Genomic DNA, 24,212 nt, shown 5'->3' on the forward strand with positions numbered 1-24,212 from the left:
ATCTTACTCATGATCCGGGTTAAGGCGACGACGGCTGATGATACGCAGCAGACGCCACAGCACCCACGCCAGCAGTACGACACTCACTGCCGCCAGAATTGCGAGCAGAACCGGGTGGTTTGACAGCGCATACCACAGGCGTTCGAACCACGGCAGATGGCCGACGTAGTACACATCGCCCACGCGCAGGCTATCCACTCCAGACTCACGGATAACGGCGACAGAGCCAAACATGGAGGCACGTTTACCGCTGTCGTTCATCGCGTTGTTGAGCAACTCATAACCGCGCGGGCTATCAGCCAGCAGCGCGATGACGCTACGCTGATCGTTAAACGGAGACTGGAAGCCCACGATTGCCGCCATTGAGCCAGAAGACGATACTTCGGTCTGAACGCTGGCCTGACGATCGTTCGAATCCGGCATAATGCTTGGGAACTCGGTCTGACGCAGCGGCGTGTTCACCCAGGACTGGGTAGCCTTCACCAGCAAATCAATACGCTTATCATCCTTCAGCTTATCCGGGATGGAGCCAATCACCATGATGTCAGCGTCTTTGTCCTGGATCTGGCTGCCGTCATCCGTCAGCGTCACATTAATCGCCGGTAAACCTGTCTGAGCGCCCACGGAAGCCATGGTGTCCAGCAGGGTTGTCACCTGGCCTTCGGTTGGCGCTTTTGGCATCACAACGATGGATTCAGAGAGATCCGCCATACGGCTGAACGGGAAGCTGGCATTCGCAAATGCGCGCAGATCCGGCATCGCCAGGAAGTGATAATACCTGGAGAAGTCGATGGTCGAATCATCACCAATGACCACATGGTTCTGCACCGGCTGGAAGGTAATACAGTTATCCACCGAACCACCCGGCATTGGGTTCATGTACTGGAAATTAAAACGCAGCTGGTTTACCGCGCCCAGTTTCAGCGCAGGGATAGAGACATCCGTTTTACCATCCAGCAGCCCTTGTAGCACCGGCAGACGAAGCATTAGTTGGTTGGTGTCCTGGCTACTGGTCAGGCTAAAGGATTGCAGGAACTGGTTGTTCAGGCTGATATCCATGCGCGAGCTGTCTTTGGTTACAGGCGCGGTGTAACGGTATTTCAGGTTGATATCAATCCCGTTGGTACGCATCAGATACAGGTCTGGCGGCAGGTTCAGCGAAAGGCTGATTGGCGATGGCTCAAGCCCGGTCGACTGAAGCTGTTCTTCATAGGTTTTCAGCTCACCAAAGCTAATTGCGCGGTCGGTACGCACCCAGTTAGGCGCATCGTAAGGTTTACGCGCCAGCAGAGGTTTCACGTTGTCGACAGTCACGCTATTGCCACGGAACAGGACGTTACCCTGGGCAATGCCTTTCGCCGCCTGGAGCAGGTCTTTATCATCACGCCCGAACACCACCAGCAGCTTCACATAAGGGTTATCCGGGTGGTTCATAACTTCAACCGTCGGTGCTTTCACGTCCGGGTGGTCGCGCAGGAACGACGGGCGTTTATCATTGGTTGCAAACACAATGGCATTGCGATCCGGCAGTTTATCGTACATCACCGGGAAGCTCTGACCGCGCCAGGCCGCACGTGAACCAAACCATGAAGCGACAATCGTCGCAGCCAGCTGCTGAGTCACATCCGGAGAGGCCGCGAAGACTACCGGCAGCGTGAGCTGGCGGTTATCGCGCGGATCAAAGAATGGCACAGGGAAAGCCGAGAGATCGTTTTTCAGCGCCAGCGACTGATAAGTCATTTGCAGCGATGTGTTACGCCCGACATCCATCCACAGCGTACTGCTGGCCGGGTTTTCGCATACATCGCGATAGTGCCCGACAAACTCCAGACGAACGCGGTTAAAATCGGTGATAAACAGCGGGTTGATAGGTACCTGTGCCAGCGTCTTTTTGCCGAGCTGTTCTTTGGTAACCGGCAACACGTCCATCAACTCATCGTTGAGATAGACCTTAAGCTGGGACTGAACCGGCAGCAGAGAAGGTGACGGTGTGTATTCCAGGTTTAGCATCGCCTTCGACACCACTTCATCGCTGCGCATTCCAAACTCAACGCCGCCGTTCGGGTTAATGCCACGCAGGACCATGCTGCCCGGAGGTGGGGCGATCTGTGCAAAGGTCAGCTTCACGTCCCTGGACGGGGCATTATCTGCCACGACAGGCGCGTTCGCACCACGCACGCCAGGCAAGACGCTGCCGATAGGTTGAGCCGTCCCGTCTGCCGGTTGATTGGACTCAGCGTTATCGGTCGCGGTGACGGTTGGATCGGTTTCCTGCACCACAGGCGTAGCCGTAGTCTCAGGAGCTGCATTCGCCATCATAGGGGGAAGCGCACTCATTCCCATTGCCACTGCACATAACCAGGAAAGTTTTGTTTTCATCGCGTTATCATCATTGTTGAGCCATAACCGGGTCCGATTGCTTCGCCTCTTCCCGCTCAGGTCGGCGTGGAATAAACGACACGACCCAGGAAACCAGCGAGGTAAGTGACCGGAAAATTAATTTCACAGACGACGGGGCAAATTCTGCAAGGTGACGATAGCCACGGAACCCCAGCTTAAGAATATCCAGCAGGCTTTCCAGAGGTTTATCTTCCGGGAAGCTGTCCTGCCAGAGAGCCCACGTATCCGCGCGGGCAAACGTACACTGCACAAAATCAATGTGTTGCTTTTTAGTCAGCGGCATCAGCTGCAAACCCACTTCATTGCCTAACACACGCACAACCTGCGTCGGGAAGACGTACTCCTGCTGGCCGCGTTTAAGCAGTAGGTTGACCTTCTGCCCTTCCAGCACTTTCGCCTGGCCGTTGATCTTGATACCCAGACCACCGTCAGAGAAGTCATGCACGGTACAGGAGAAGAGATGACCATCTTCACGGGCAATTGCCGCAGGCATACTGATTTCAACGCGATGCGCGCGGCGCACCTGTTTACTCTCTACCGAAACCGCCACCGCGCCGCCAAGAATAATCAGGTTGTAGAACACCCACGCCATACTCACGATCACGGTCAGCACTTCGTTTTCGGGGCCGTAGAAGTAGCGCCAGATACCGGCGATAACACCCACAATATTCAGCAGCACCAGGAAGATATACGGACGGGAGATCACCCAGTCGACATACTCTTCTTCCACCAGGCCGCCCTTCGCGGTGACGTTAAACTTGCCTTTATGCGGATTAATCAGCGCCACCATCGTTGGCGGGGCGATATACCAGGCGAGCACCGTTTCGTAGATTTCACTCCAGAATGAATGGCGGTATTTACCCTGAATCTTCGAGTTCGTCAGGCTCGCGTGGATCATGTGCGGCAGAACAAACAGCGCAATCATCAGCGCTGGCGCGTAGATGATGTAAGCGTGAAGCAGCAGGAACGCCAGCGGCGCGGTCAGGAAGATAAGCCGCGGAATACCGGACAAGAAGTGGAACATAGCGTTGACGTAGCACAGACGCTGCGCCAGTTTTAACCCTTTGCCCACCAGCGGGTTATCAAGGCGGAAGATCTGCACCATGCCGCGCGCCCAGCGAATACGCTGGCCGATATGGGCTGATAGCGACTCCGTCGCCAGGCCTGCCGCCTGCGGAATACGCATGTAGGCAGACGTATAGCCACGACGGTGTAAACGCAGCGAGGTATGGGCATCTTCGGTGACTGTTTCTACGGCAATGCCGCCAATCTCATCCAGCGGTTTACGACGGATAACCGCACAGGAGCCGCAGAAGAAGGTGGCATCCCACATATCGTTGCCATCCTGCACCAGCCCATAGAACAGCGTACCTTCGTTTGGGGTTTTACGAAAACGCCCGAGGTTACGTTCAAACGGGTCCGGCGAGAAGAAGTGGTGCGGTGTCTGCATCATCGCCAGCTGCTTCTCTTTCAGGAACCAGCCCATCGTCATTTGCAGGAACGAGCGGGTCGGTACGTGGTCGCAGTCAAAGATGGAGACAAACTCCCCTTTGGCGTATTTCAGCGCATTATTGATGTTCCCGGCTTTCGCATGTTCGTGGGTAGTTCGCGCGATATACTCCACGCCCACTTCCTCGGCGAACTGGCGGAACTCCGCGCGGCCACCGTCATCCAGGATCCAGATTTTGAGTTTATCTTTTGGCCAGTCGATACCTAACGCCGCATAAATGGTGTTTTTTACCACCGTCAGGTCTTCGTTGTAGGTTGGCACAAACAGGTCAACAGACGGCCATTGCGTGGTGTCTTTTGGCAACGGAACAGGCTGGCGATTGAGCGGCCAGATAACCTGGAAGTAACCCAGAACCAGCACAATCCATGCATAGGTTTCCGCAAACAGCAGAATCAAACCGCACACCAGGCTGACCGGATCATCCCAGTTCAGCGTTGAGGTATAACGCCACCAGATATAACGGCAGGAGACGGTCAGTGACAGCACAATCAGCATCAGGGCCGAGAAACGCCCAGGAATACGCCGGACCAGCAGCGCCACGCCCCACAGCAGGATCAGGAAGGTAAACTGCGCCAGCGGGTTAAAGGGCTGCGTGATACAGACCACAGCAAGAATGAGCGAGAAGACGACAATTACGCCGAGGATAAAACGCCTCAAGCCCGGGTGCAGATGCCCAAGTTCTTTGTGGTTATCCAGATGGCTGGTTTTGTGACTCACACTATCGGGCAGTCTGTTCAGCCATTGATGGTAGCGTTCACGTAAATTCGCCACCCGGTCGAAGCTGCGCCAGCGCGGAGCTTTATGTTCCTGTCGGGGCATGGTGGCCACCAGCCAGACAGCCTGGATAAGATAACGGGCCGGATCCAGCGGCCGCGGCCGGTCGGGATTAATGTGCGGGTAAAGCTCGCTGTGGCGCGCACGAATACGCTGCCAGCGCGGGTGTTCAAGCGGTATAAACATCCATGCCAGGATCATCCAGAAACAGCCAAGCGCAGCGCTTAACACCGATGCGCCGTGTCGACGGTAATGTCGGTAGCGTTCGCTTAAGCGCGCGCTGACCGGTGGGATGAGTAACCAGGTGGACACACGACTCATACAGCACTCCTGGCAGACTCTGGACGACGAGTGAAGTGCAACAGACACCAGTTCGCCAGTGTAAGGATCTCTTCTGCCGCCAGTGAATCACCACGGTATTCACCGAGTGGCTGTTTGGAGGCGAGACATTCCGCCATCCCCTCGTCACGATGAATCACCATAGGTAACAGGCGGCGCTGAGTTTGCAGCCAAATCTGGTAAAGATCGTCCTGAATCTGGCTGCTGATGCGTAAATCGTTAATCAGAATATGGGCGTCTGCGGGCAACGCTTGCTGATGCAGGCGGATATGACAGTTTGCGTCCACATTCACAATCGACAGAATGTGATCACAGTGGGTAATGAGCTGGCGCGTCAGCGGCGCAAAACCGTGCGGCAGATCCAGCAATATCCAGTCGTAATGGCTCTGTTCCTTCAGGCGCTCCAGCGCGTAGGTGAATTGCTCCAGGGTTTGCTGGCTTGAGGAATAGTTCTCACGTTCTTTTGCAGTCAGATGCCCAAAGGGGAGCAGATCGAGCTGGGAGGTGTAGCGCAGTCCTGCATCCTGCCAGTCTTTACCGTCAAGCAGCGCGCGCGCCCAGCCATCGTGGTGATCAAAATCAACGTTGAAAGACATGCGCAGCAAATTATCGGGGCAGGCATCAATAACCAGCACCGATTCACCTAATAACTGTAATGACCACGCCAGCGCTGCTGTAATGGATGTCGTACCGACACCACCGCGGACGCCCTGTAATCCTAGTATGGCCATCAATGGCTCCCTTATTGTTGTTGGGCAAATTCAGCCAATAAAGGCCAGCGTTTAATAGCCGCTGCCAACTGTTCCCGCTGGGAAATATCGGTGTAATCAATTTCAGGCAATGAAAACGCCTGAGTCAGAGCCAGAAAATCGTTTTGGAATGTGTACCCCAGACTCGAGTCGACGGGTGTTCCGGGTTCGTTATTATGCATTTTTATCTCATCCCATTGAGTAAAATCTTACGATCAGATGTAGCGAGGCGTCCTGCCAGGAATTTTCGTTTACATGCTAAATCTGATGTTCTTTAATTTCAATGTTAGGTTTATTTCTACGCTTTCGCTAGTAAACTGAGATACAGATAAATTAGATGAAAAGAGGGACACCGTGGACTCCATATTTTCTATTGGCATCCAGTCATTATGGGACGAATTGCGCCACATGCCAGTCGGAGGAGTGTGGTGGATTAATACTGACCGCAATGAGGATGCTGTAAGTCTGGTTAATCAAACCATCGCCACGCAGACGAAGGATGCGCGCGTCGCCGTCATCACCATGGGTGAAGAACCGAAGAAAATCATCAGGCTTGAGGATGACCGCGGGCCACAAACGGTTCAATTATTTTCCATGTCAACCGAGGCAGATAGTCTATACTTTTTGCCCCGCGACATTCAGTGCACTCTTGATCCCGATCACTATTTAGTGATTCTTAAATGCTCAAATAATGCCCTGCAAAATATACCGACTGAGAAACTTCTGCACTGGCTTGAAAAAATCAACAGATGGGCGAAAAATCAAAACTGCACGGTATTGGTCGTAAACCCTGGCAGTAATAATGACAAGCTATTCTCGCTTTTAATGGGGGAATATCGTTCTCTTTTCGGTCTTGCAAGTATCCGTGACCAGACCGACAGTTTTCTTTACGATATTGCTTTCTGGTGTAATGAAAAAGGCGTGAGTGCGCGACAACAACTTGCACTCAAACTTATCGAAGGCAATTGGCATGTCGCGCAACAAGAAGAAACCGTAGTGCAACCGCGCAGCGATGAAAAACGCATTCTCAGCCAGATTACGGTATTAGAAGGTGCGCCGGCCCTTTCTGAAAATTGGTCGCTGTTTGAAACAAACGAAGCGCTATTTAATGAAGCCCGTACCACTCAGGCCGCCACTATTGTTTTTTCCTTGATGCAAAATAACCAAATCGAAACGCTGGCGAGACAGATTCATATCTTACGCCGCCAGCGCGGCAGCGCGTTAAAAATCGTGGTACGTGAAAATAATACCAGCCTGCGCGCAACGGACGAACGCTTGCTGCTGGGCTGTGGTGCGAACATGGTCGTTCCCTGGAATGCCCCGCTTTCACGCTGCCTGACGCTGATTGAAAGCATTCAGGGCCAGCAGTTTAACCGCCGCGTGCCGGAAGATATCTCCACGCTGTTGTCCATGACTCAGCCGATGAAACTGCGCGGCTATCAAAAATGGGACACGTTCTGTGATGCCGTCAGTAACATGATGAACAACACGCTGCTTCCGGCAGACGGAAAAGGGGTGATGGTTGCCCTGCGTCCTGTGCCGGGTATCCGCGTTGAGCAGGCGCTCACGCTGTGCCGCCCGAACCGTTCGGGGGATATCATGACGATTGGCGACAACCGCCTGGTGCTGTTTTTATCCTTCTGCCGGGTGAACGATCTCGACACCGCCCTGAACCATATTTTCCCGTTGCCAACAGGGGATATCTTCTCTAATCGCATGGTCTGGTTCGAAGACAGCCTGATCAGCGCCGAGCTGGTGCAAATGCGAACCCTCGCACCTGAGCAGTGGGTAAAACCGTTGCCGATGACTGCCGACACCAAACCCATTCTCAATGCTAAACATGACGGGCATGTATGGCGTCGGGTTCCTGAACCACTTCGCTTGTTATCCGGGAATGAGGAGAACGCATCATCATGAATATCAGTGATATTATTCAACTGGTCGTACTCTGTGCGCTCATTTTTTTCCCGCTCGGCTACTATGCACGCCATTCGATGGGCCGTATTCGTAATACCGCCAGGGCGCTGTTTGTAAAACCTCGCTACGTTAAACCAGCCGGAACACTGACACGGGCTCCGCACGTCAAGGCAAACCGAAAACATGACTAACTCTACCTATACCCATTCGGCGCCATCGCCGCTCTGGCAATACTGGCGCGGCCTTTCCGGCTGGAACTTCTATTTCCTGGTGAAGTTTGGTCTGCTATGGGCAGGCTACCTGAATTTCCACCCCCTGCTTAACCTGGTGTTTATGGCCTTCCTGTTGATGCCAATCCCCAGCATCAGGCTGCATCGTTTGCGCCACTGGATTGCCATTCCGGTGGGCTTTGCTCTGTTCTGGCATGACACCTGGCTACCCGGCCCGGACAGCATTATGAGCCAGGGCTCGCAGGTCGCAGGCTTTAGCTCTGACTACATTCTCGATCTGACCGAGCGGTTTGTTAACTGGCAAATGATTGGGGCAGTATTTGTACTGCTGGTTGCCTGGCTGTTCTTGTCGCAGTGGGTGCGTGTAACGGTGTTTGTTGTGGCCATCCTGATATGGCTTAACGTACTGACCCTGGCGGGGCCTGGCTTCTCTTTATGGCCTGCTGGCCAGCCGACAACCACGGTCACTACCACGGGTGGAGCCGCTGCCGCAACAGTGGCAACTGCAGGAGATAACCCGGTCGTTGGGGATATTCCAACACAGACGTCACCACCAACATCCACTAACCTGAATGCCTGGCTTTCAAGCTTCTATACCGCAGAAGACAAGCGCCAGACCAAATTCCCGGATGCGTTACCTGCTGACGCTCAGCCGTTCGAGCTGCTGGTGATTAACATCTGTTCCCTGTCATGGGCCGATGTGGATGCCGCTGGTTTGAGCTCCCATCCGCTGTGGTCGCACTTCGATATTCAGTTTAAAGATTTCAACTCGGCTACCTCTTACAGCGGCCCGGCGGCGATTCGTCTGTTGCGCGCAAGCTGTGGTCAGCCATCGCATAAAAATCTTTATCAACCCGCGGGGAATCAGTGTTATCTGTTTGATAATCTGGCGAAACTGGGCTTTACGCAGCACCTGATGCTGGGCCATAACGGCCAGTTCGGCAACTTCCTGAAAGAAGTGCGTGAAGAAGGCGGAATGCAAGCGCCGCTGATGGATCAGACCGGCCTGCCGGTATCACTGCTGGGCTTTGACGGTTCACCGGTTTATGACGATACCGCCGTTCTCCAGCGCTGGCTGCAAACCATTGAGAAAGATGCTAACCCGCGCAGTGCCACGTTCTATAACACCCTGCCGCTGCATGACGGTAACCACTTCCCGGGCGTCAGCAAAACGGCTGATTACAAAGTGCGTGCGCAGAAAATGTTTGATGATCTGGATGCGTTCTTTACCGAGCTGGAAAAATCTGGCCGCAAGGTGATGGTCGTGGTTGTGCCGGAACACGGTGGTGCGCTGAAGGGTGACAGAATGCAGGTGTCTGGCCTGCGTGATATCCCAAGCCCGTCCATTACCAACGTACCTGCCGGGATTAAATTCTTCGGTATGAAGGCTCCACACCAGGGCGCGCCAATTGAGATCACACAGCCAAGCAGCTATCTGGCGATTTCTGAGCTGGTGGCACGTGCGGTAGACGGTAAGCTGTTTGTGGAAGATAGCGTGAACTGGAATCAGCTTACCAGCGGCCTGCCGCAGACTGCTGAGGTATCGGAAAATGCCAACGCTGTTGTTATCCAGTACCAGAACAAACCGTATGTTCGTCTGAACGGCGGCGACTGGGTTCCGTATCCGCAGTAATCAAGACTCCCTCTCCCCAAAAAGGAGAGGGAACTCGTCCGGCCCCAACGTTATTGCCCTGCGAGCCATACCAGCATTTTCAGGCTCGCGGAGTAATAATCATCTTTGGCAGTGATTTCCGGTTCACCAGGCGCCTGCCCCATCGTTAAATCACGCACGGCCAGCAACCCCCCTTCCATCATGTACGGCGCGTACTCATTGGTAGTGACATTCACCCACGCCGGGGTTTGCTCGCGGCTGAACTGAGCAAACCAGCTGCGCCACGGCGTCAGCAACGAACTTTGTTTATCCGTCCAGGCGACGTAAAGCGGGATACGAATCGCGTCATAGCTCATCCGCGGAGCCCAGGCTTTAGCCGGGACCAGCTTGCCGCCCGCTTCCAGAGACTCCCAGTCTGTTGGCAGATTCGCTTTACCCGATCCCATTTTCCCGAGCAGTCGCTGTCCGTCCTGAATCAGCTCCCGCCAGACCTGTAAATGACTGCGATCGGCAAACGCCTGCCAGGCAGGGAACACAAAGTAAGAAGGATTAAGCACCACTTCACTGTTCAGGTTAAATCCCTGCACGCCAGGCAGCATCACCCGGTATCCCGCATAGCGGATCACATTGTGCGCAATCAGCGCTTTAGTGATGCTGTCCGATGCTGTGCTGTAGCGCTTGTCATGCCAGCGGGTGTCAGCTTTCAGCAGCGCCCATGCAATCAGGACATCGCCATCAGATGCATTGTTTTTGTCGGCGACCGGGTTGGCTTCCACCGGGTTATATCGCCAGTAAAACAGCCCATTGTCTTTGTTTTTCAGCGTGCTGTCTGTCCACTGCCAGAGCTTGTCGAAGGTGGCTTTATCGTCGTTTGCCACGGCCATCAGCATGGCAAAGCCCTGCCCTTCCGTATGAGAAACATTGCCATTACCGGTATCAACTATCCGGCCATCCGGCATAAAGAAACGCGCCTTATATTGCTCCCAGGCCTGACCGGCATGGGAGAAAGGCGAAACCAACAAACTCATCATGACCACCAACGCGGCACATGCGGGCTTTCGCATAATCATCTCATTGTGGATTGTGATAGCGGAACTGAACGTCCGAAATGGAAAAGAGACGATCGCGACTCACCGTCACGTGCGCTTTTCCGCCCTGCCCCTGCATCCAGTGGGCATATAATCCCTCCAGTATTGCACAGAAGGCATGACACCAGCGGTTTTGCTGCTCTGCAACACGGCTCACCGGTAGCCCCTGATGACGAAGCGTCAGATCGGTGTCGCGGGTGGTGATATCCACACATCCCCAGCCAAAACGGGCCAGTTGCCTGTTGATATTCGCCTCCAGCTCACCCACGGTTTCCGAGGGCTGGAGCGGGAACTGCTCCGCCAGCGCGTGCCCCATCTGGCGCAGGAACGGCTGGCTTTCATGTTCGCCGACGTTACTCACCATTCCTTCGACCATTAAGGCCAGCAAATCAAACCAGCCTTCTGGCGTTTGCTGCCCACGAAACCAGCTCATCAGCGCAGGATTGTCCATATTCTGTGTCATCACTTATCTCCCAGCATGTAGCGGAAATAGAGCCCCGCCGTACTTTCGTTATAGCTGCCAAAGGTGTCATAACCGACGTTGCCGCCAATGGTCATATCTTTGTTGACGTTGTAATCCACCCCTGCGCGAACCGTGTAGCCAATACCGTTTTCCGAGCTGCTCTTATAGCGGGCCTCTTTGGCGAAACCACTGGCAACCGCCCCTTCAAGCAGATCCTGCCAGGCGTCTTTCGTCGGGAAGTAGTCACTGCTGTCCTGGCTATACGATTGATACCCAACGGAGCCACCCAGCTTCAGTTTCCAGTTATCAATTTTCTGGGTGTAATCCACCGGCAACGCTACGCTGACGTAGTTCTGCGGGCTGAAGTAACCGCCCTGGCCGAAGGTGAACTGGCTCAGGTTTTTCGAGAAGTCCATCCAGCTCATGCTCAGCCCGGCCTGTACCTGACGGAGATCGTCATGATAAGGCCGCAAATAGACCCCGGCGCCTGCGTTCACGCTGGTGTTGCTTGCCACATTCTCGCCAAGATAGCTGTAGCCACCGCCGCCAACGTAGAACCCGGCATCGCCATCGTCATAACTGAGCTGTAGGTTGCCCCCGTTTTTGGTGACGCGCCCCCAGCTCTTGCCAGAGTACTTATCTTCCAGGCCAACATAAGAGAGCAGACTGTCGGTCACGGCGCGACGTTCACCGGTCAGGATAAGCGAGAGGTAATTGGTGAGTTTCGGCGACCATTTCACCCCGCCAACCAGCGTACTCAGGTCCTGTCCGAGCGGCGTACTGCCGATGTCCATACGGTAATCTTTACCACTCAGCGCCATGCTCAGCTCGACGCCGTTCGCTTTTTGCGAATCGGTCGACACATCGCCTGGCTGGCTGACGTTTGGCTTGTGGCTGGAGGCTTCAAGGTATTCACCCACCGCCCCGCCGTCGTAAGCGCCAAGCTTCGCCAGATTGAGCTGCCCGTCGGTACTGGTCAGGTTAAAGTCGCTCGCATTAAGCGTGCCGAGAGAGTCGATCGTCGCCATTTCAGGATGGCTGGCGAGATAGGTTGCCCTGTCGGTATCACTCATCGCCGCCAGAGATTTTTGCTCGTTAGTGACGGTAGAAATCACGTTCGAGGCCGCATTAGCCAGCGGGTTTGAGCCAAAGCGGCGCCACGCATCACCGCTGGCGCTGCCTGCACTGAGCGTGACCGGGGTTGCGGTAAATTCGAAGCGCGACTCGCCAAACGGCGAGCTGGACCAGGTAAGCGGCGCTTTCGCTTCCGTAAGCTTGCTGGTTCCCGATTCACCGTCACGACCACGAATTTGTACGCCGCCCTGCAACCAGGTGCCGGTTTGATCCTGCATCTGCAGCATCATGTCATCCACCTGGCGCAAGGTACGGCTCTGAACAGTTTCTTGCGGCAGGTCGGTCCGTGTGGTGCCTGGCAGCGTAGACCCCGGCTCACGCGCGGTTTGCGCCAGTTGCCATGGCAACGCGCTTTCGCTGGACACCGTGGCTCCCGCCGCCTGAGAGGTACGACTGGTGCTGACAAACGGGTTGTCTGCCAGCAACAAGCCACCCATCGTCGGCGTGGCGGCGCTGTTGGTAGACTCCAGCCCCACCAGCTTGCCGCGCGCGCTACGCAGATACGTCATCGCCTGCTGGTGATTACCCTGCGCCTCTTCCAGACGCGCCAGCAACAGCAAACGCTGCGGCGAGTTGTTGGTTTGCAACCCATTAGCCAGCTGTTTCGCCTTCACGACATTGTCTTGTGCCAGCGCAACATCGATTGCGCCCACGCGCGCATCCTGATCCGGCGTATCGCGCGTCATCAGGTAGTCATAAACCACGCCCGCTTCTTTGTTCATTTTGCCGGTCTGGTAAAGACGCGCCATCGCAAACATCAGATCGGTATTTTGCGGATCGCTTTGCAGCGCGCGGATCAGTTTGTCGTAGGCTGCCGCATAATTACCCTGCTCGCGAAGCTGATCCGCTTCGTTGATCACATAGCCATTACGCACCCCTGCCAGTTGGGTTGGCGTACTGCGTGAAAGCAGTTCCGGGTTTGCCAGGAAGCGCTGAGCTTCGCCGTTCAGCCCGGCCTGGTTCAGTACGGCAACCTGATCGGCATAGTCGCCGGCATTGCCCTTCACCCCGTCGTTCATGTTGTTGCGAACGACCGATACCGCTCCCGTGAGGTCGCCGCTTTGCGCCAACATCCTGGCCAGCTTGCCTGCATCTGCCGGGCTTTCCGGTGGACGAGACGACAAGGTTTTCAGCGTGTTGGCCGCCGCAACTCCATTGCCCTGCGCCAGATAGCGCTCAGCGGTAGCCATTTGCAGGTTGTAATTCACCCGCTGCGAGAGCTCACGCATTTGCGGTGTCTGGCTGGCGGGAGAAACCCGTGACAACAATGTTTGTGCCTGCTGCCAGGCATCGTTTTCACTGGCAAACAGAGCGGATGCATACAGTGCACTGGCTCCTGCCCCCGGACGTGACGCAGGTTGCATCACAGATGCCGCTTCACCATCAGCCCCTGATTTTTGCAGCAGACGCGCCAGATCAAGACGCAGCCACGGATCGTCCGGCAAACGGGCAACACCCTGACGCAGAATAGCGATAGCCTGTTGCGTATTGCCGCTATCGACAGCCTGTTGCGCCTGACGACGAACAGGATCTCCCGGCAAACCGGTCACCACACGCGGCTGAAGCTTCGCCTGAAGCGATGCCGGTAAGGTTCGTAATATGGCCTGCGCGTCATCCGTTTTGTTTTGCTCTTTCAGGACGTAATAGAGATTTTCGCGCGCCGCGCCGTTTTGCGGTTGGTTGTTCACCATTTCACGCAGGATTTGTTCAGCCTGCGGGTAGTCTTTGTTATGACGCAGCACATCGGCACGGAACAGTTTGGCAGCCGTCCCCCGCTCACCTGTTTGCTGGGCCAGAGGTGCGGAGAGCACGAGCGCCTGGCTAATATTGCCCTCTTTCAGCGCCTGCTGAGCCTGGGCAAGCTGGCCGTAAAATGCCGCGTCATCTGCCTGAGCTTGTCGCTGTGCAGAGGCGTCACCGCCCTGACTGGCCGCACGCCCCAGATACTGCGCCGCTGCCTGATAATCCCCTTTGCGCTGTGCGATATACCCCATCCCGGCCAGGGCATCGGCATCCTGCGGGTTGGTTTGCAGCACTTGCTCGAACTGGCGCTTTGCGGCATCGGTATTGCCGCTGTTCAGGGCGGTAAAACCTTCGCCTTTTGCCGCACCGCCCACGTTTTTGCGGTAGTACGCCTGCACTTCGCTGTCCTGCGGATGGCGCTGCAACCAGGTATCATAAAACTGTTCATCGCCCGGTTTTGGTCCCAGCCATAACAGCGCCTGACGCAGCCCGGCATCGGCATCTTTGCTGCCGCTGGCCATCTCCTGCAATTGCATCATCCCGTCACGGCGCGTCTCTTCCCGCCAGGTAAGCATTTTTCCCAGCGCCACGCGTGCCGCGTTATCCTGCGGATTCTGTGCCGAGAAGCGCTGTAATTCTGCCAGCGCCTGAGGATAGAGCGCTTTGTCACTGCCCATCGTCAGGTAGTATTCCGGCGCAAGGCTCACCGGGGGAGTATCGCCATTAAACAACGTTTTCCAGGTATCGAGCGCCGCAGGAATATTGCCGCTACGTGCCTGCTGACGCGCCAGAGTTAACGTGCCCTGTGGCACCTGGGTCATCTGCCTGGCGTTATCCAGCGCCTGTAATCCGGCATCATCTGGCGAGACTTTCGCCAGCCGTGCACGCCACTGGGCCGCGGTTTGTAAATCGCCATTTTGCTGCGCCCACAATGCCATCAGATAGAGTGCCTGGGTGTTATTGGCATCCACCATCAACACTTTTTTCAACGACTCACTGGCGAGGTCATCATGGGATTTTTCATGCCAGTAATTTGCCTGGTCGAACAGCGCTTTCAACGCAGCATCGTTTTGCGCCGCAAATGCCGTCGTACCAAACGTCAGCACACCGGAAAGGCAGATAGCCGATTTAATTGTTATTTTTTTCACTTTCCTGTCTCCGGGTTCAGGCGCTTATGCGCACGCTTTTTCAGGAAGGCATAAAGCGCCAGTCCGGTCAGCGAACTGATAATCAACCCAAGAATGGCCAGCAGCGCCGAATGCTGGTTGGCATACCAGACAATCATCATTTGCATCGGCATTTGCCCGCTCGGGAATTGCGACCCGACGCGGAAACTGCGTACACCGTTTTCGTTGGTGATAATCGCCGCATCGCCACGAATACCGGCGTTGATGCGTGCTGAGGTTAAATCCTCATGCAGGCGTGAAAGCTGATCGTCATTGCTGCCCAGCGCCATCACCACCAGTCGGTCACTGTTCCACGGCGAGCGGAAGCTCACAAACCCGCGCCAGGCTTCGTTGGAAGAGAAGTAGCGGTCAGCGTCGACGCCATCGGACGTCCAGTCTCCGGTGAGCCACCGTTGCAGCTTCTGCCAGGTTGTCGGCTCACGCACGCCCAGGGTGTTGTCATGCGAGGTAAACGGCGAACTGCTGAGCAGCGCCTGGTTGAAGTCATGCTGAGCCATCCCACTGACGGCAAGCACATCGCGGGTACGCAGCAGCTCCAGATTGCCGCCCGCCGCGGGCACGCCCATCACGACGCGGTTGTTGTACAGTGCAGCACCGGTGGCGTTACCAGAGCGCGCCGCCATGTCCAGAAGCGTCGCGACCTGGGTTTCAGTCGGGTGTTCCGGCAACATCAACACTGTTTCCGAGTAATCAGCCATACGGGTGAACGGGAACGATGCGCCGACAAAGTAAGAGAGGTTTGGCATCAGCGCGAAGTGACGCGTATGGTTCAGATCGATCCACGAATCCTCGTCAATACGGCTCTTGATGTTGTTATTCAGCAGCACGCTGCACGGGGCGTTCTCTTTTGCCGTAATGTTGAAATAGAGCGAAAGCTGGTTGTCGCCGTAAATCATGTACGGCTCCAGCGGCATATCGAATTTCTCCTGCCGCGCATCGCCGCCCACCTTGTGCCAGAGGGTTTCCAGCGCACCTTGCTTGTTCACCGGCAGGTTATGCAGGAAGGTGTCGTTGAGCGTCATGCTGAGCCAGGACTTGTTTTCGTCAATCCAGTTTTCGGTCGGGAAACGATAGCCAATGTGCAGCGGGATTGTTTCGCCATCCCACAGGAACAGATCGGGAGCTGCACGAAAGGCAACGCGCAGCGGTGGATGCCAGATCCCGGTGACGGTCAGGCTTTGATCTTTACGGATCAACTCTGAAAGCTTCACCGGACGATCCGTTGGGATCCATCGCGGGGCATCATAAGGTTTGCTGACAGGGATCTTTTGCACCGGCAGCGAGATACTGGCGGTTTGCAGTGCAAAGTTACCGCGCGTCAGCCGCCATGCCGCCGTGCGCAGCGCGGCTTCATCCTTACCCACGACCAGCAACAGCTTATAAACCGGGTTTGCCGGGTTATCGACGATTTGCAGCATCGGCTGAGTGGTTTGCGGCAATGTCATACCGCCAATCTTCTCGCCGGGATGACCAATCAGAATGCCGTTTTTCTCTGGCAGCGTGTCAGTCAGCGCGGCAAACGAGACACCGCGATAATCTGCCTGAATCCCCAGCCAGGAAGAGATCAGTGCCGCCGCGCTGAGCGAATCGCTGCTAAGACTTGCCCCAAACGCAAAGGCGATGGTGGCTGGCGTCATCTGCATACTGTCAAAGAACGGGCGCGGGAAGTGGCTCAAATCAGCGCCAATATCCAACTGCTGCCCTTCCAGTTCAAAACGGGAATCAGGCAGGACCGTAACGCGATATTTATCCGTCAGATCACGCTGGCACTGCATCGCATCACCATCGTTAATCTTAAAGCTCAGGCTGTTGCTGGAGACCAGCAGCGCAGAGGGAATATCCAGCTGGAATCGTGAAACATCGCTCTCTTCCGCTCCCAGCGGCACAGTGCCAAGCGGTTGCCCGTTGAGCATCAGCTGCATAGTGGCATTACGCGTGGCCATCGCCGGAGAAACTTTCAGATTCAGTAAAAGCTGGGCGTTAGTGACCACCTGATCGACCGGCAGGGTAAAGCGTGTACCGCCCTGCAACTGGCCGCCGCTCAGCACAATCCCCTGCGGTTGCCCCATTTGCGCCACGCTAATGGTGTTCACCGAGGTAGGGGCAAAGGATGCAGCAGGCGCGGCTGGCGCAGGCATTTCAACCGGCAATAACGACGCTACTGTGGTTTCCTCACTGTGCAGTGGCAGCGCAAACAACGACGCCGCCAGCAGGGTGAGTGTTGTCAGACGTTTCATGCGTTGCCGTCCTCCTGAACCTGTACTTTTGCCTGCACGCGGCGGTTTGCCCGGCGGGTTTTCCAGGTCATCCAGAACAGTTCGAATACACAGCGAACAATGGTCGCCAGCGAGCGGAATGGATTGTCCTGCGGTTTCGGCGGCTGGATCCACGCATCGGCGCGCGCCAATACCACCCGCACCAGTTCGCGGCGTCGTGACAGCGGGATATCGTCGAACATCAGGCGGATATAGCGTTCATCCGTCGTGACAACTTTCACCGGAATGCTGATCGCCCCTGATTGCAGCAGCAGCTCAATTTCTTCAATCTCATCCGTCAGGTGACGGTCGTCTGGCAGCTCAATACGGCAGCCGCCCATTGACAGATCGGCCGTCTGGCTACGGGAAGAGATACCGCTGGCGTAGTGGATAAGCACCGGAATGGTGACATCAATACGAATCGTTTTGCGTGTCTGACGCGTTTCACGCGCCACCGCAATGGCGGCCAGCAGGAAGATCAGGCTGTAGAGTCCCCAGCCCACGTTAAGTGCGATAACGCGTGGATCAACGCCGTAGTAGTCATGCGCGAAGGCGCGGACAATCCCCGCAATCACGCCGATACCAAGCAGAATGGCAATCACCAAATGGGGCCGAACAACCCTGAAATCAAAATACCCGACGTCCAGCAGAGCGCCCTTGTCGGTCACGTTAAACTTGCCGCGTTTCGGGAAGACCATGGTGACAACCGTTGGCAGCACCAGATGAAACGCCAGCACCAAATCGTAAATTTCACCCCAGAAGCTGTAACGGTAGCGACCGTTCATGCGCGAGTTGATGTAGATCGCCAGGAAAAGATGCGGCAATGCGTACGCGAAGACCAGGCTCGCCGACGAGTGAATGATATTGAGGTTGAACAGCAGATACGCCAGCGGCGCGGTTAGAAACGCGATGCGCGGTAAGGCAAACTGGTAATAGAGCATTGCGCTCAGGTAACACAGACGTTGCTGAATCGTCAGGCCACGGCCAAACAACGGGTTATCCAGACGGAAAATCTGCGTCATTCCTCGCGCCCAGCGGGTACGCTGAATCACATGTAACACCAGACGCTCGGTCGCAAGACCGGCAGCCAGCGGAATATCCAGGAACGCCGATTTCCAGCCCAGACGCTGCATCTTCAGCGCGGTGTGAGCATCTTCGGTAACGGTTTCCACAGCAAAACCGCCGATCTCTTCCAGTGCGCTACGGCGAATAACCGCACATGAGCCGCAGAAGAAGGTCGCGTTCCAGTTATCGTTACCCTGCTGGATAGGGCCATAGAACAGCGTGCCTTCGTTCGGGATATTGCGCCCGACAGAGAGGTTACGTTCGAACGGATCTGGCGAGTAGAAGTAATGAGGCGTCTGCACCAGCGCCAGTTTTGGATCTTTAAGGAATCCACCGACTGTTGCTTGCAGGAAGATACGCGTGGCTACGTGGTCGCAGTCGAATACGGTAATCAGCTCGCCCTGAGTCAGCTTCATCGCATGGTTGAGGTTACCCGCCTTGGCATGAGAATTATCGTTACGCGTGATGTAACCCACACCGACATCCGCCGCAAACACCGCAAACTCCCGGCGTTTCCCGTCATCAAGCAGGTAGATCTTCATTTTGTCGCGCGGATAATCGATACACTGCGCCGCGAGCACCGTATCGCGCACCACTTCCAGCGATTCGTTGTACGTAGGAATATAGACATCAACCGTTGGCCACAACGACATGTCATCCGGCAAAGGCACAATTTCGCGTTTCAGCGGCCAGATAGTTTGCAAATAATTCAGCAATAACAGCACCCAGACGTAGACCTCTGCCAGAAATAACCCCATGCCGAGGATGGTTTCAATCTCTGAATTAAAATGCAGCGTTTGAGTCAGGCGAAAATACATATAGCGGGTAGACATCAATAATGACATCACCACCATAATCACTGAAATGCTTCGTTTTTTACTGAAGCCCATTAAAAACAGCAGGCCGATGCTAATCAGGCCAAATATATACTGCTTTTGGCTATCCATCGGGGTAATGACAACCAGCAAGGCAACAGGAACCATTGCCAGTACCAGCAAAATTAAGAGCAACTTTTTCATAGGAAACCCTGCGTGGAATTAGAACCCCGACATACGCGGAAGGGTATGAACCGTACCGTCACCCACTTTCACCCCGAGGATGCCTGCAACTTTTTTGGCGATAAGCTCAATGTCGAAAGCCGCTGCGGATGCCGGGCTAAAATCGAAAACGGATTGCTGAGAAGCATTGGCTTCACCTACGCTTTCATCCCGGTGAACGACGCCAAGCAGTTTTTCACCCAGCTTGTTCTCGACAAAGGCCGTCACATCGCGGCTGATTTGGCGGCGGTTGTCGCTCTGGTTAAGCACGAAGTAATGACCTGATTTCTGATTGAGTACCCCACCCGTCAGGCGCTGGTTTTCAATTTGCGGCAGAAGCGATAGCGAAGCTGTATCGGCCAGTAACGTCACCAGATGGAGATCGGCCAGGCGGGACATCGCTTTCAGCGCAGGCGTTGGGCCAGGAGGAAAATCTGCGATGATAATCAGTCCTGGATAGTTCAACAGCGTACTCAGACCTCGGGTCAGGAAGTGCTCGTCGTGAGTGAGGCGTTCTTCAAACGCCAGACGCTGTGGTTCGGTCGCATCGCCATAAGGCAGGACAAAGATATTGCCCCCGGCGGTCAGCACAAACTGGCTCCAGTCGGAAGACTCAGCGGCCCTGGCAACGTAGCCACGGCTGTCGGAAAGGGGTACCCCAAAGTGCAGGCGCAGCGCATTTTGTACATCAAAATCCAGAGCCAAAACTTTGCTCCCCGCGCGCGCGAGTGCATACGCCAGATTGGCGGTCATGGTGGTTTTACCCACGCCACCTTTCGGTGAACAAACGCAAACTAACGGCATGTGGCAATCCTTTCCAGCAGTGAATTTAATGGCTGGTTTTTCTCAGCCGCAGGGACAGGTTTTGTGGTCGCGGGGGCAAACAGACGAGTAAAATCGACAGGCCCTTGTTCCGGCTCAGTGACGGGATGTGATACCTGCACCCGGGCAGATATGGGTGTCGGCATGGCTGGAGCCTGCCGGGGTGTTGACGCCAGTTGCTCATCTACCCCTTGCAGGATCGAGGACACAGGCATGGGTGCAGGCTCGGCAACAAGAACCTGTGGCACTGGAGTGAGTTCGCTCACCGCAAATGTCTCTTCCGTGACCGGCTGAGGGGCCGACAATGAAACATGTCCGCCGGCGGCGAGTGAATTAACTTCAGTGGCAGGAAGAAGCTGGTTGATAATCGCCCAGCTTCCCTGTTCCTGCGCATGGCTCTGAGCTGAAAAATCCTTAAAATCAAGCGACTGACTACGCGTTTTATCCTTAAATCGCTGCAAATCATCATAATGATTCATAGTTATACTCATGATTTACAAAACAATAATGCACCTGCCACGGCTAGAATTCAGTGGTCATGTACGATCAATGGATGTATTTATTCAGGTGTAGGGGCACAGTAACGTTACGGTGGTGATGCTGCCAACTTACTGATTTAGTGTATGATGGTGTTTTTGAGGTGCTCCAGTGGCTTCTGTTTCTATCAGCTGTCCCTCCTGTTCAGCTACTGACGGGGTGGTGCGTAACGGCAAAAGCACCGCCGGACATCAGCGCTATCTCTGCTCTCACTGCCGTAAAACATGGCAACTGCAGTTCACTTACACCGCTTCTCAACCCGGTACGCACCAGAAAATCATTGATATGGCCATGAATGGCGTTGGATGCCGGGCAACCGCCCGCATTATGGGCGTTGGCCTCAACACGATTTTCCGCCATTTAAAAAACTCAGGCCGCAGTCGGTAACCTCGCGCATACAGCCGGGCAGTGACGTCATCGTCTGCGCGGAAATGGACGAACAGTGGGGATACGTCGGGGCTAAATCGCGCCAGCGCTGGCTGTTTTACGCGTATGACAGGCTCCGGAAGACGGTTGTTGCGCACGTATTCGGTGAACGCACTATGGCGACGCTGGGGCGTCTTATGAGCCTGCTGTCACCCTTTGACGTGGTGATATGGATGACGGATGGCTGGCCGCTGTATGAATCCCGCCTGAAGGGAAAGCTGCACGTAATCAGCAAGCGATATACGCAGCGAATTGAGCGGCATAACCTGAATCTGAGGCAGCACCTGGCACGGCTGGGACGGAAGTCGCTGTCGTTCTCAAAATCGGTGGAGCTGCATGACAAAGTCATCGGGCATTATCTGAACATAAAACACTATCAATAAGTTGGAGTCATTACCCGTTACGGTTATACCGTACGCATATTATTGGCGTGTATAAATTACAGCTTTACTTCCACGCGACTTATTATCGGCAATAGCATTAACATCAATAGTACACATGCTATCTGTTTTTTAAGGTAAAAAATATGCAGGGGTTTTGACTTGATATCACCATCATAATGGCATTTATAATTAAACAACCATCATTAAGTAGAGTATTAATTCAATAAAAACGTATGCAATGGCATTAAAATCCAATTAAGACGATTCTTACTTTAATAACTTGTTACTCTGAGAAATATTTAGAAATACTTTTTCATCGTTACTTTTTAATAATTTAGCTTAACTCTTTCTTCTGGCTGAAATTATCTCCTGCCTACTATTTTCAGGAGGGGGGGAGATAACCACACTGACAGGCAAAAAAAGGGAGCCTGTGGCTCCCGGAATTTATTCAGCACTGCGTAGCGAGATTTCACCGCCTACCCAGGGCTTAATCATGCCATCCTGTTCAAGAAGCAACGCGCCCTGCGCATCAATTCCGCGCGAGATACCGTAGATCTCCTTCTCGCCAATCAGCAGTTTTACCGGACGGTTGATAAAGTTATCCAGTTTTTCCCAGCGAGAGAGGAACGGTGCCAGCCCTTCTTGTTCAAACAGTGATAAGGAGTCGCGAAGCTCTTTAATCAGACGTACTGCAAGCGTGTTGCGATCGATGGAGATCCCCGCTTCCTGTAGATTAGTCCAGGCCTGGTTTACCACATCGGTCTGCACATTACGCATCACCAGGTTTACGCCTGCGCCAATCACGATCTGTGCAGCATCGCCGGTTTTACCTGTTAGTTCGACCAAAATGCCGGCGAGTTTACGATCCTTAAGATAGAGATCGTTTGGCCATTTAACCCGGACTTTATCCGCGCCCAGATCATGCAGAACTTCGGCCATCACAATCCCGATGACCAGACTCAGACCAATAGCAGCAGCTGGCCCCTGCTCAAGACGCCAGTACATAGAGAGATACAGGTTGGCCCCAAAGGGTGAGAACCACTTACGGCCACGACGACCACGTCCCGCCTGCTGATATTCCGCTACGCAGGCATCACCCGACTGTAGCTCGCCCAGGCGATCCAGAAGATACTGGTTGGTTGAGTCAATAACGGGCAGCACGGCAACCTTTCCATGTTCAATCTGACTGCCGATCAGCTCTTCATTCAGGAGCTGAATAGGCTCTGGCAGGCTGTAGCCTTTTCCCGGCACCGTAAAGACATCAACACCCCAGTCGCGGAGAGTCTGAATGTGCTTGTTGATGGCGGCACGACTCATCCCCAGGCGCTCGCCCAACTGTTCGCCAGAATGAAATTCACCATCAGCAAGGATGCCGATCAGGGTTAATGGAATGGTATTATCCTTCACGCAATGGCCTCCACAGCATTCACTTCACCGGAACGGCCAATGAAGCGGACTTCAGGTTCGAGCCAGACGTTGAATTTTTCACCCACACACTGACGTACATGGTGCGCCAGCTGCACAACATCGCTGCCGGTCGCATTGCCCTGGTTAATCAGAACCAGTGCCTGCTGGCGATGCACTGCGGCACCACCCATCGTGACACCTTTTAACTGACACTGATCGATGAGCCAGCCCGCAGCCAGCTTAACGCTGCCATCGGCCTGCGGATAATGTGGCGCAGTTGGCCAGCCCGCGAGAAACGCTTTTGCATTTTCGCCGCTGATTACCGGGTTTTTGAAGAAACTACCCGCATTTCCGTTCACTTTCGGATCGGGGAGTTTGGTCATTCGCATGTGGCAAACAGACTCAAACACTTCGCGCGCGGTTACAGTTGCCGGGTCAAGACGCGTCAAATCACCATAGGTAAGAATCGGGTTCCAGTTTTTCGTCAGGCGCAGGCCAACGGCCACAATCACATAGCGATCCTGATATTCATGTTTGAAAATACTGTCACGATAACCAAAACGACACTGTTCAGCGGTCAAACGCAGAGCGTTCCCTGTTGCCAGTTCGATGCAGTCGACATATTCACAAACATGTTTAAGTTCAATGCCATAGGCACCGATGTTTTGAATGGGAGATGATCCTGTGCAGCCCGGAATCAACGCAAGGTTTTCCAGGCCAGGCATCCCTTTTTCAAGGGTGTATTGCACCAGATGATGCCAGTTTTCCCCGGCACCAACGTGCAGATGCCAGCTATCGGCGCTTTCTTCGACATCAATACCCATGATGCGGTTGACGATCACGGTACCTGCAAAATCGTCGAGAAACAGGACATTACTTCCTTCGCCCAGAATTAATACAGGTTCACTGTTTTCTGTTGCGTTTTGCCATGCAGCCAGCAGTTGCTGGGCATTTTCGGCACGTACAATTTCGTTAGCATTCCGCTGAATACCAAAGGTATTCCAGGGCTTAAGGGAGTGATTCATAGACGCTATCCTGATGCAAAAACCGGGATAGTTTACCGTATATAGGGAAGGATAGGTGATTAGTTTATGGATACCGGGAAGGGAGAAAAACGCAAAAAGGCCATCCTTG

17 protein-coding genes are annotated in these 24,212 nt (G+C 54.5%); 4 read left to right on the top strand and 13 right to left on the bottom strand.

What is annotated here, in order from left to right:
• Positions 1-3 precede the first annotated feature (3 nt).
• From bcsB (HV107_RS08870) to bcsR, 4 genes are read right to left on the bottom strand one after another with little or no spacing between them, the layout of a single operon-like run.
• Positions 4-2,379 carry a cellulose biosynthesis cyclic di-GMP-binding regulatory protein BcsB gene (gene bcsB, locus HV107_RS08870; protein WP_182062894.1) on the bottom strand — a complete coding sequence of 792 codons (2,376 nt, stop codon included), beginning with the start codon at positions 2,377-2,379 and terminating at the stop codon, positions 4-6.
• 10 nt (positions 2,380-2,389) lie between these two features.
• Positions 2,390-5,005 carry a UDP-forming cellulose synthase catalytic subunit gene (gene bcsA, locus HV107_RS08875; RefSeq protein ID WP_182062895.1) on the bottom strand — a complete coding sequence of 872 codons (2,616 nt, stop codon included), beginning with the start codon at positions 5,003-5,005 and terminating at the stop codon, positions 2,390-2,392.
• On the bottom strand, positions 5,002-5,754 hold the full coding sequence (gene bcsQ / locus HV107_RS08880; RefSeq protein ID WP_182062896.1) for a cellulose biosynthesis protein BcsQ: 753 nt from the start codon (positions 5,752-5,754) through the stop codon (positions 5,002-5,004). Before bcsQ (HV107_RS08880) ends, bcsA (HV107_RS08875) begins: the two co-directional genes overlap by 4 nt.
• 11 nt (positions 5,755-5,765) lie before the next feature.
• Positions 5,766-5,954 carry a cellulose biosynthesis protein BcsR gene (bcsR, locus tag HV107_RS08885; RefSeq protein ID WP_014072225.1) on the bottom strand — a complete coding sequence of 63 codons (189 nt, stop codon included), beginning with the start codon at positions 5,952-5,954 and terminating at the stop codon, positions 5,766-5,768.
• Between the two features lie 172 nt (positions 5,955-6,126).
• On the opposite strand from bcsR, the gene bcsE reads away from it, so the two are divergent.
• The 3 genes from bcsE to bcsG are packed head-to-tail and all read left to right on the top strand — an operon-like array spanning position 6,127 to position 9,552.
• Positions 6,127-7,689, top strand: a complete 1,563-nt coding sequence (gene bcsE / locus HV107_RS08890) for a cellulose biosynthesis c-di-GMP-binding protein BcsE (RefSeq protein ID WP_182062897.1) — start codon at positions 6,127-6,129, stop codon at positions 7,687-7,689.
• On the top strand, positions 7,686-7,880 hold the full coding sequence (gene bcsF, locus HV107_RS08895) for a cellulose biosynthesis protein BcsF (protein WP_182062898.1): 195 nt from the start codon (positions 7,686-7,688) through the stop codon (positions 7,878-7,880). Before bcsE ends, bcsF begins: the two co-directional genes overlap by 4 nt.
• Positions 7,873-9,552 carry a cellulose biosynthesis protein BcsG gene (gene bcsG, locus HV107_RS08900; RefSeq protein ID WP_182062899.1) on the top strand — a complete coding sequence of 560 codons (1,680 nt, stop codon included), beginning with the start codon at positions 7,873-7,875 and terminating at the stop codon, positions 9,550-9,552. Before bcsF ends, bcsG begins: the two co-directional genes overlap by 8 nt.
• Positions 9,553-9,602: 50 nt before the next feature.
• Here the strand turns inward: bcsG and HV107_RS08905 are convergent, their stop codons facing one another.
• The 7 genes from HV107_RS08905 to bcsO are packed head-to-tail and all read right to left on the bottom strand — an operon-like array spanning position 9,603 to position 20,804.
• Entirely contained in the window at positions 9,603-10,595 is a 993-nt protein-coding gene (locus HV107_RS08905; protein WP_182062900.1) for a glycosyl hydrolase family 8, read from the bottom strand.
• Positions 10,596-10,602: 7 nt separating this feature from the next.
• Positions 10,603-11,085 (bottom strand): cellulose biosynthesis protein BcsD, encoded by a 483-nt coding sequence (bcsD, locus tag HV107_RS08910; protein ID WP_259349691.1) that lies wholly within the window; start codon positions 11,083-11,085, stop codon positions 10,603-10,605.
• Positions 11,082-15,107: a cellulose biosynthesis protein BcsC gene (locus HV107_RS08915; RefSeq protein WP_182062902.1), complete on the bottom strand. Its 4,026-nt coding sequence runs from the start codon at positions 15,105-15,107 to the stop codon at positions 11,082-11,084. The genes bcsD and HV107_RS08915 overlap by 4 nt, the downstream gene beginning before the upstream one ends.
• A complete protein-coding gene (gene bcsB / locus HV107_RS08920; RefSeq protein ID WP_182062903.1) occupies positions 15,104-17,383 on the bottom strand; it encodes a cellulose biosynthesis cyclic di-GMP-binding regulatory protein BcsB in 2,280 nt (759 codons plus the stop codon). Before bcsB (HV107_RS08920) ends, HV107_RS08915 begins: the two co-directional genes overlap by 4 nt.
• The gene (gene bcsA, locus HV107_RS08925; RefSeq protein WP_182062904.1) at positions 17,380-19,485 is read right to left on the bottom strand and encodes a UDP-forming cellulose synthase catalytic subunit; all 2,106 of its coding nucleotides are present in this window, start codon (positions 19,483-19,485) and stop codon (positions 17,380-17,382) included. The genes bcsB (HV107_RS08920) and bcsA (HV107_RS08925) overlap by 4 nt, the downstream gene beginning before the upstream one ends.
• An 18-nt stretch (positions 19,486-19,503) precedes the next feature.
• Positions 19,504-20,307, bottom strand: coding sequence for a cellulose biosynthesis protein BcsQ (gene bcsQ / locus HV107_RS08930; protein WP_182062905.1), 804 nt, complete (start codon positions 20,305-20,307; stop codon positions 19,504-19,506).
• On the bottom strand, positions 20,298-20,804 hold the full coding sequence (gene bcsO, locus HV107_RS08935) for a cellulose biosynthesis protein BcsO (protein ID WP_182062906.1): 507 nt from the start codon (positions 20,802-20,804) through the stop codon (positions 20,298-20,300). Before bcsO ends, bcsQ (HV107_RS08930) begins: the two co-directional genes overlap by 10 nt.
• Positions 20,805-20,973: 169 nt before the next feature.
• On the opposite strand from bcsO, the gene HV107_RS08940 reads away from it, so the two are divergent.
• A protein-coding gene (locus HV107_RS08940) for an IS1-like element IS1B family transposase (RefSeq protein ID WP_095033700.1) occupies positions 20,974-21,671 on the top strand; the annotation gives its coding sequence in 2 pieces (ribosomal slippage) (positions 20,974-21,223 and positions 21,223-21,671; 699 coding nt in all).
• Between the two features lie 444 nt (positions 21,672-22,115).
• Here the strand turns inward: HV107_RS08940 and birA are convergent.
• Complete coding sequence (gene birA, locus HV107_RS08945) at positions 22,116-23,078, bottom strand: bifunctional biotin--[acetyl-CoA-carboxylase] ligase/biotin operon repressor BirA (RefSeq protein ID WP_182062907.1); 963 nt, start codon at positions 23,076-23,078, stop codon at positions 22,116-22,118.
• A complete protein-coding gene (gene murB / locus HV107_RS08950) occupies positions 23,075-24,103 on the bottom strand; it encodes a UDP-N-acetylmuramate dehydrogenase (RefSeq protein WP_182062908.1) in 1,029 nt (342 codons plus the stop codon). Before murB ends, birA begins: the two co-directional genes overlap by 4 nt.
• Positions 24,104-24,212: the final 109 nt, after the last annotated feature.

The organism is Enterobacter sp. RHBSTW-00175 (assembly GCF_013927005.1).
GTDB lineage: Bacteria > Pseudomonadota > Gammaproteobacteria > Enterobacterales > Enterobacteriaceae > Enterobacter.

Bases quoted from the DNA above. Each gene is read 5' to 3' on its own strand.
- bcsG (WP_182062899.1), top strand. From the start codon at position 7,873: ATGACTAACTCTACCTATACCCATTCGGCGCCATCGCCGCTCTGGCAA.
- HV107_RS08905 (WP_182062900.1), bottom strand. From the start codon at position 10,595: ATGCGAAAGCCCGCATGTGCCGCGTTGGTGGTCATGATGAGTTTGTTG.
- bcsQ (WP_182062896.1), bottom strand. From the start codon at position 5,754: ATGGCCATACTAGGATTACAGGGCGTCCGCGGTGGTGTCGGTACGACA.
- murB (WP_182062908.1), bottom strand. From the start codon at position 24,103: ATGAATCACTCCCTTAAGCCCTGGAATACCTTTGGTATTCAGCGGAAT.
- bcsQ (WP_182062905.1), bottom strand. From the start codon at position 20,307: ATGCCGTTAGTTTGCGTTTGTTCACCGAAAGGTGGCGTGGGTAAAACC.
- bcsB (WP_182062894.1), bottom strand. From the start codon at position 2,379: ATGAAAACAAAACTTTCCTGGTTATGTGCAGTGGCAATGGGAATGAGT.
- bcsR (WP_014072225.1), bottom strand. From the start codon at position 5,954: ATGCATAATAACGAACCCGGAACACCCGTCGACTCGAGTCTGGGGTAC.
- bcsF (WP_182062898.1), top strand. From the start codon at position 7,686: ATGAATATCAGTGATATTATTCAACTGGTCGTACTCTGTGCGCTCATT.
- bcsA (WP_182062895.1), bottom strand. From the start codon at position 5,005: ATGAGTCGTGTGTCCACCTGGTTACTCATCCCACCGGTCAGCGCGCGC.
- bcsO (WP_182062906.1), bottom strand. From the start codon at position 20,804: ATGAATCATTATGATGATTTGCAGCGATTTAAGGATAAAACGCGTAGT.
- bcsB (WP_182062903.1), bottom strand. From the start codon at position 17,383: ATGAAACGTCTGACAACACTCACCCTGCTGGCGGCGTCGTTGTTTGCG.
- bcsA (WP_182062904.1), bottom strand. From the start codon at position 19,485: ATGAAAAAGTTGCTCTTAATTTTGCTGGTACTGGCAATGGTTCCTGTT.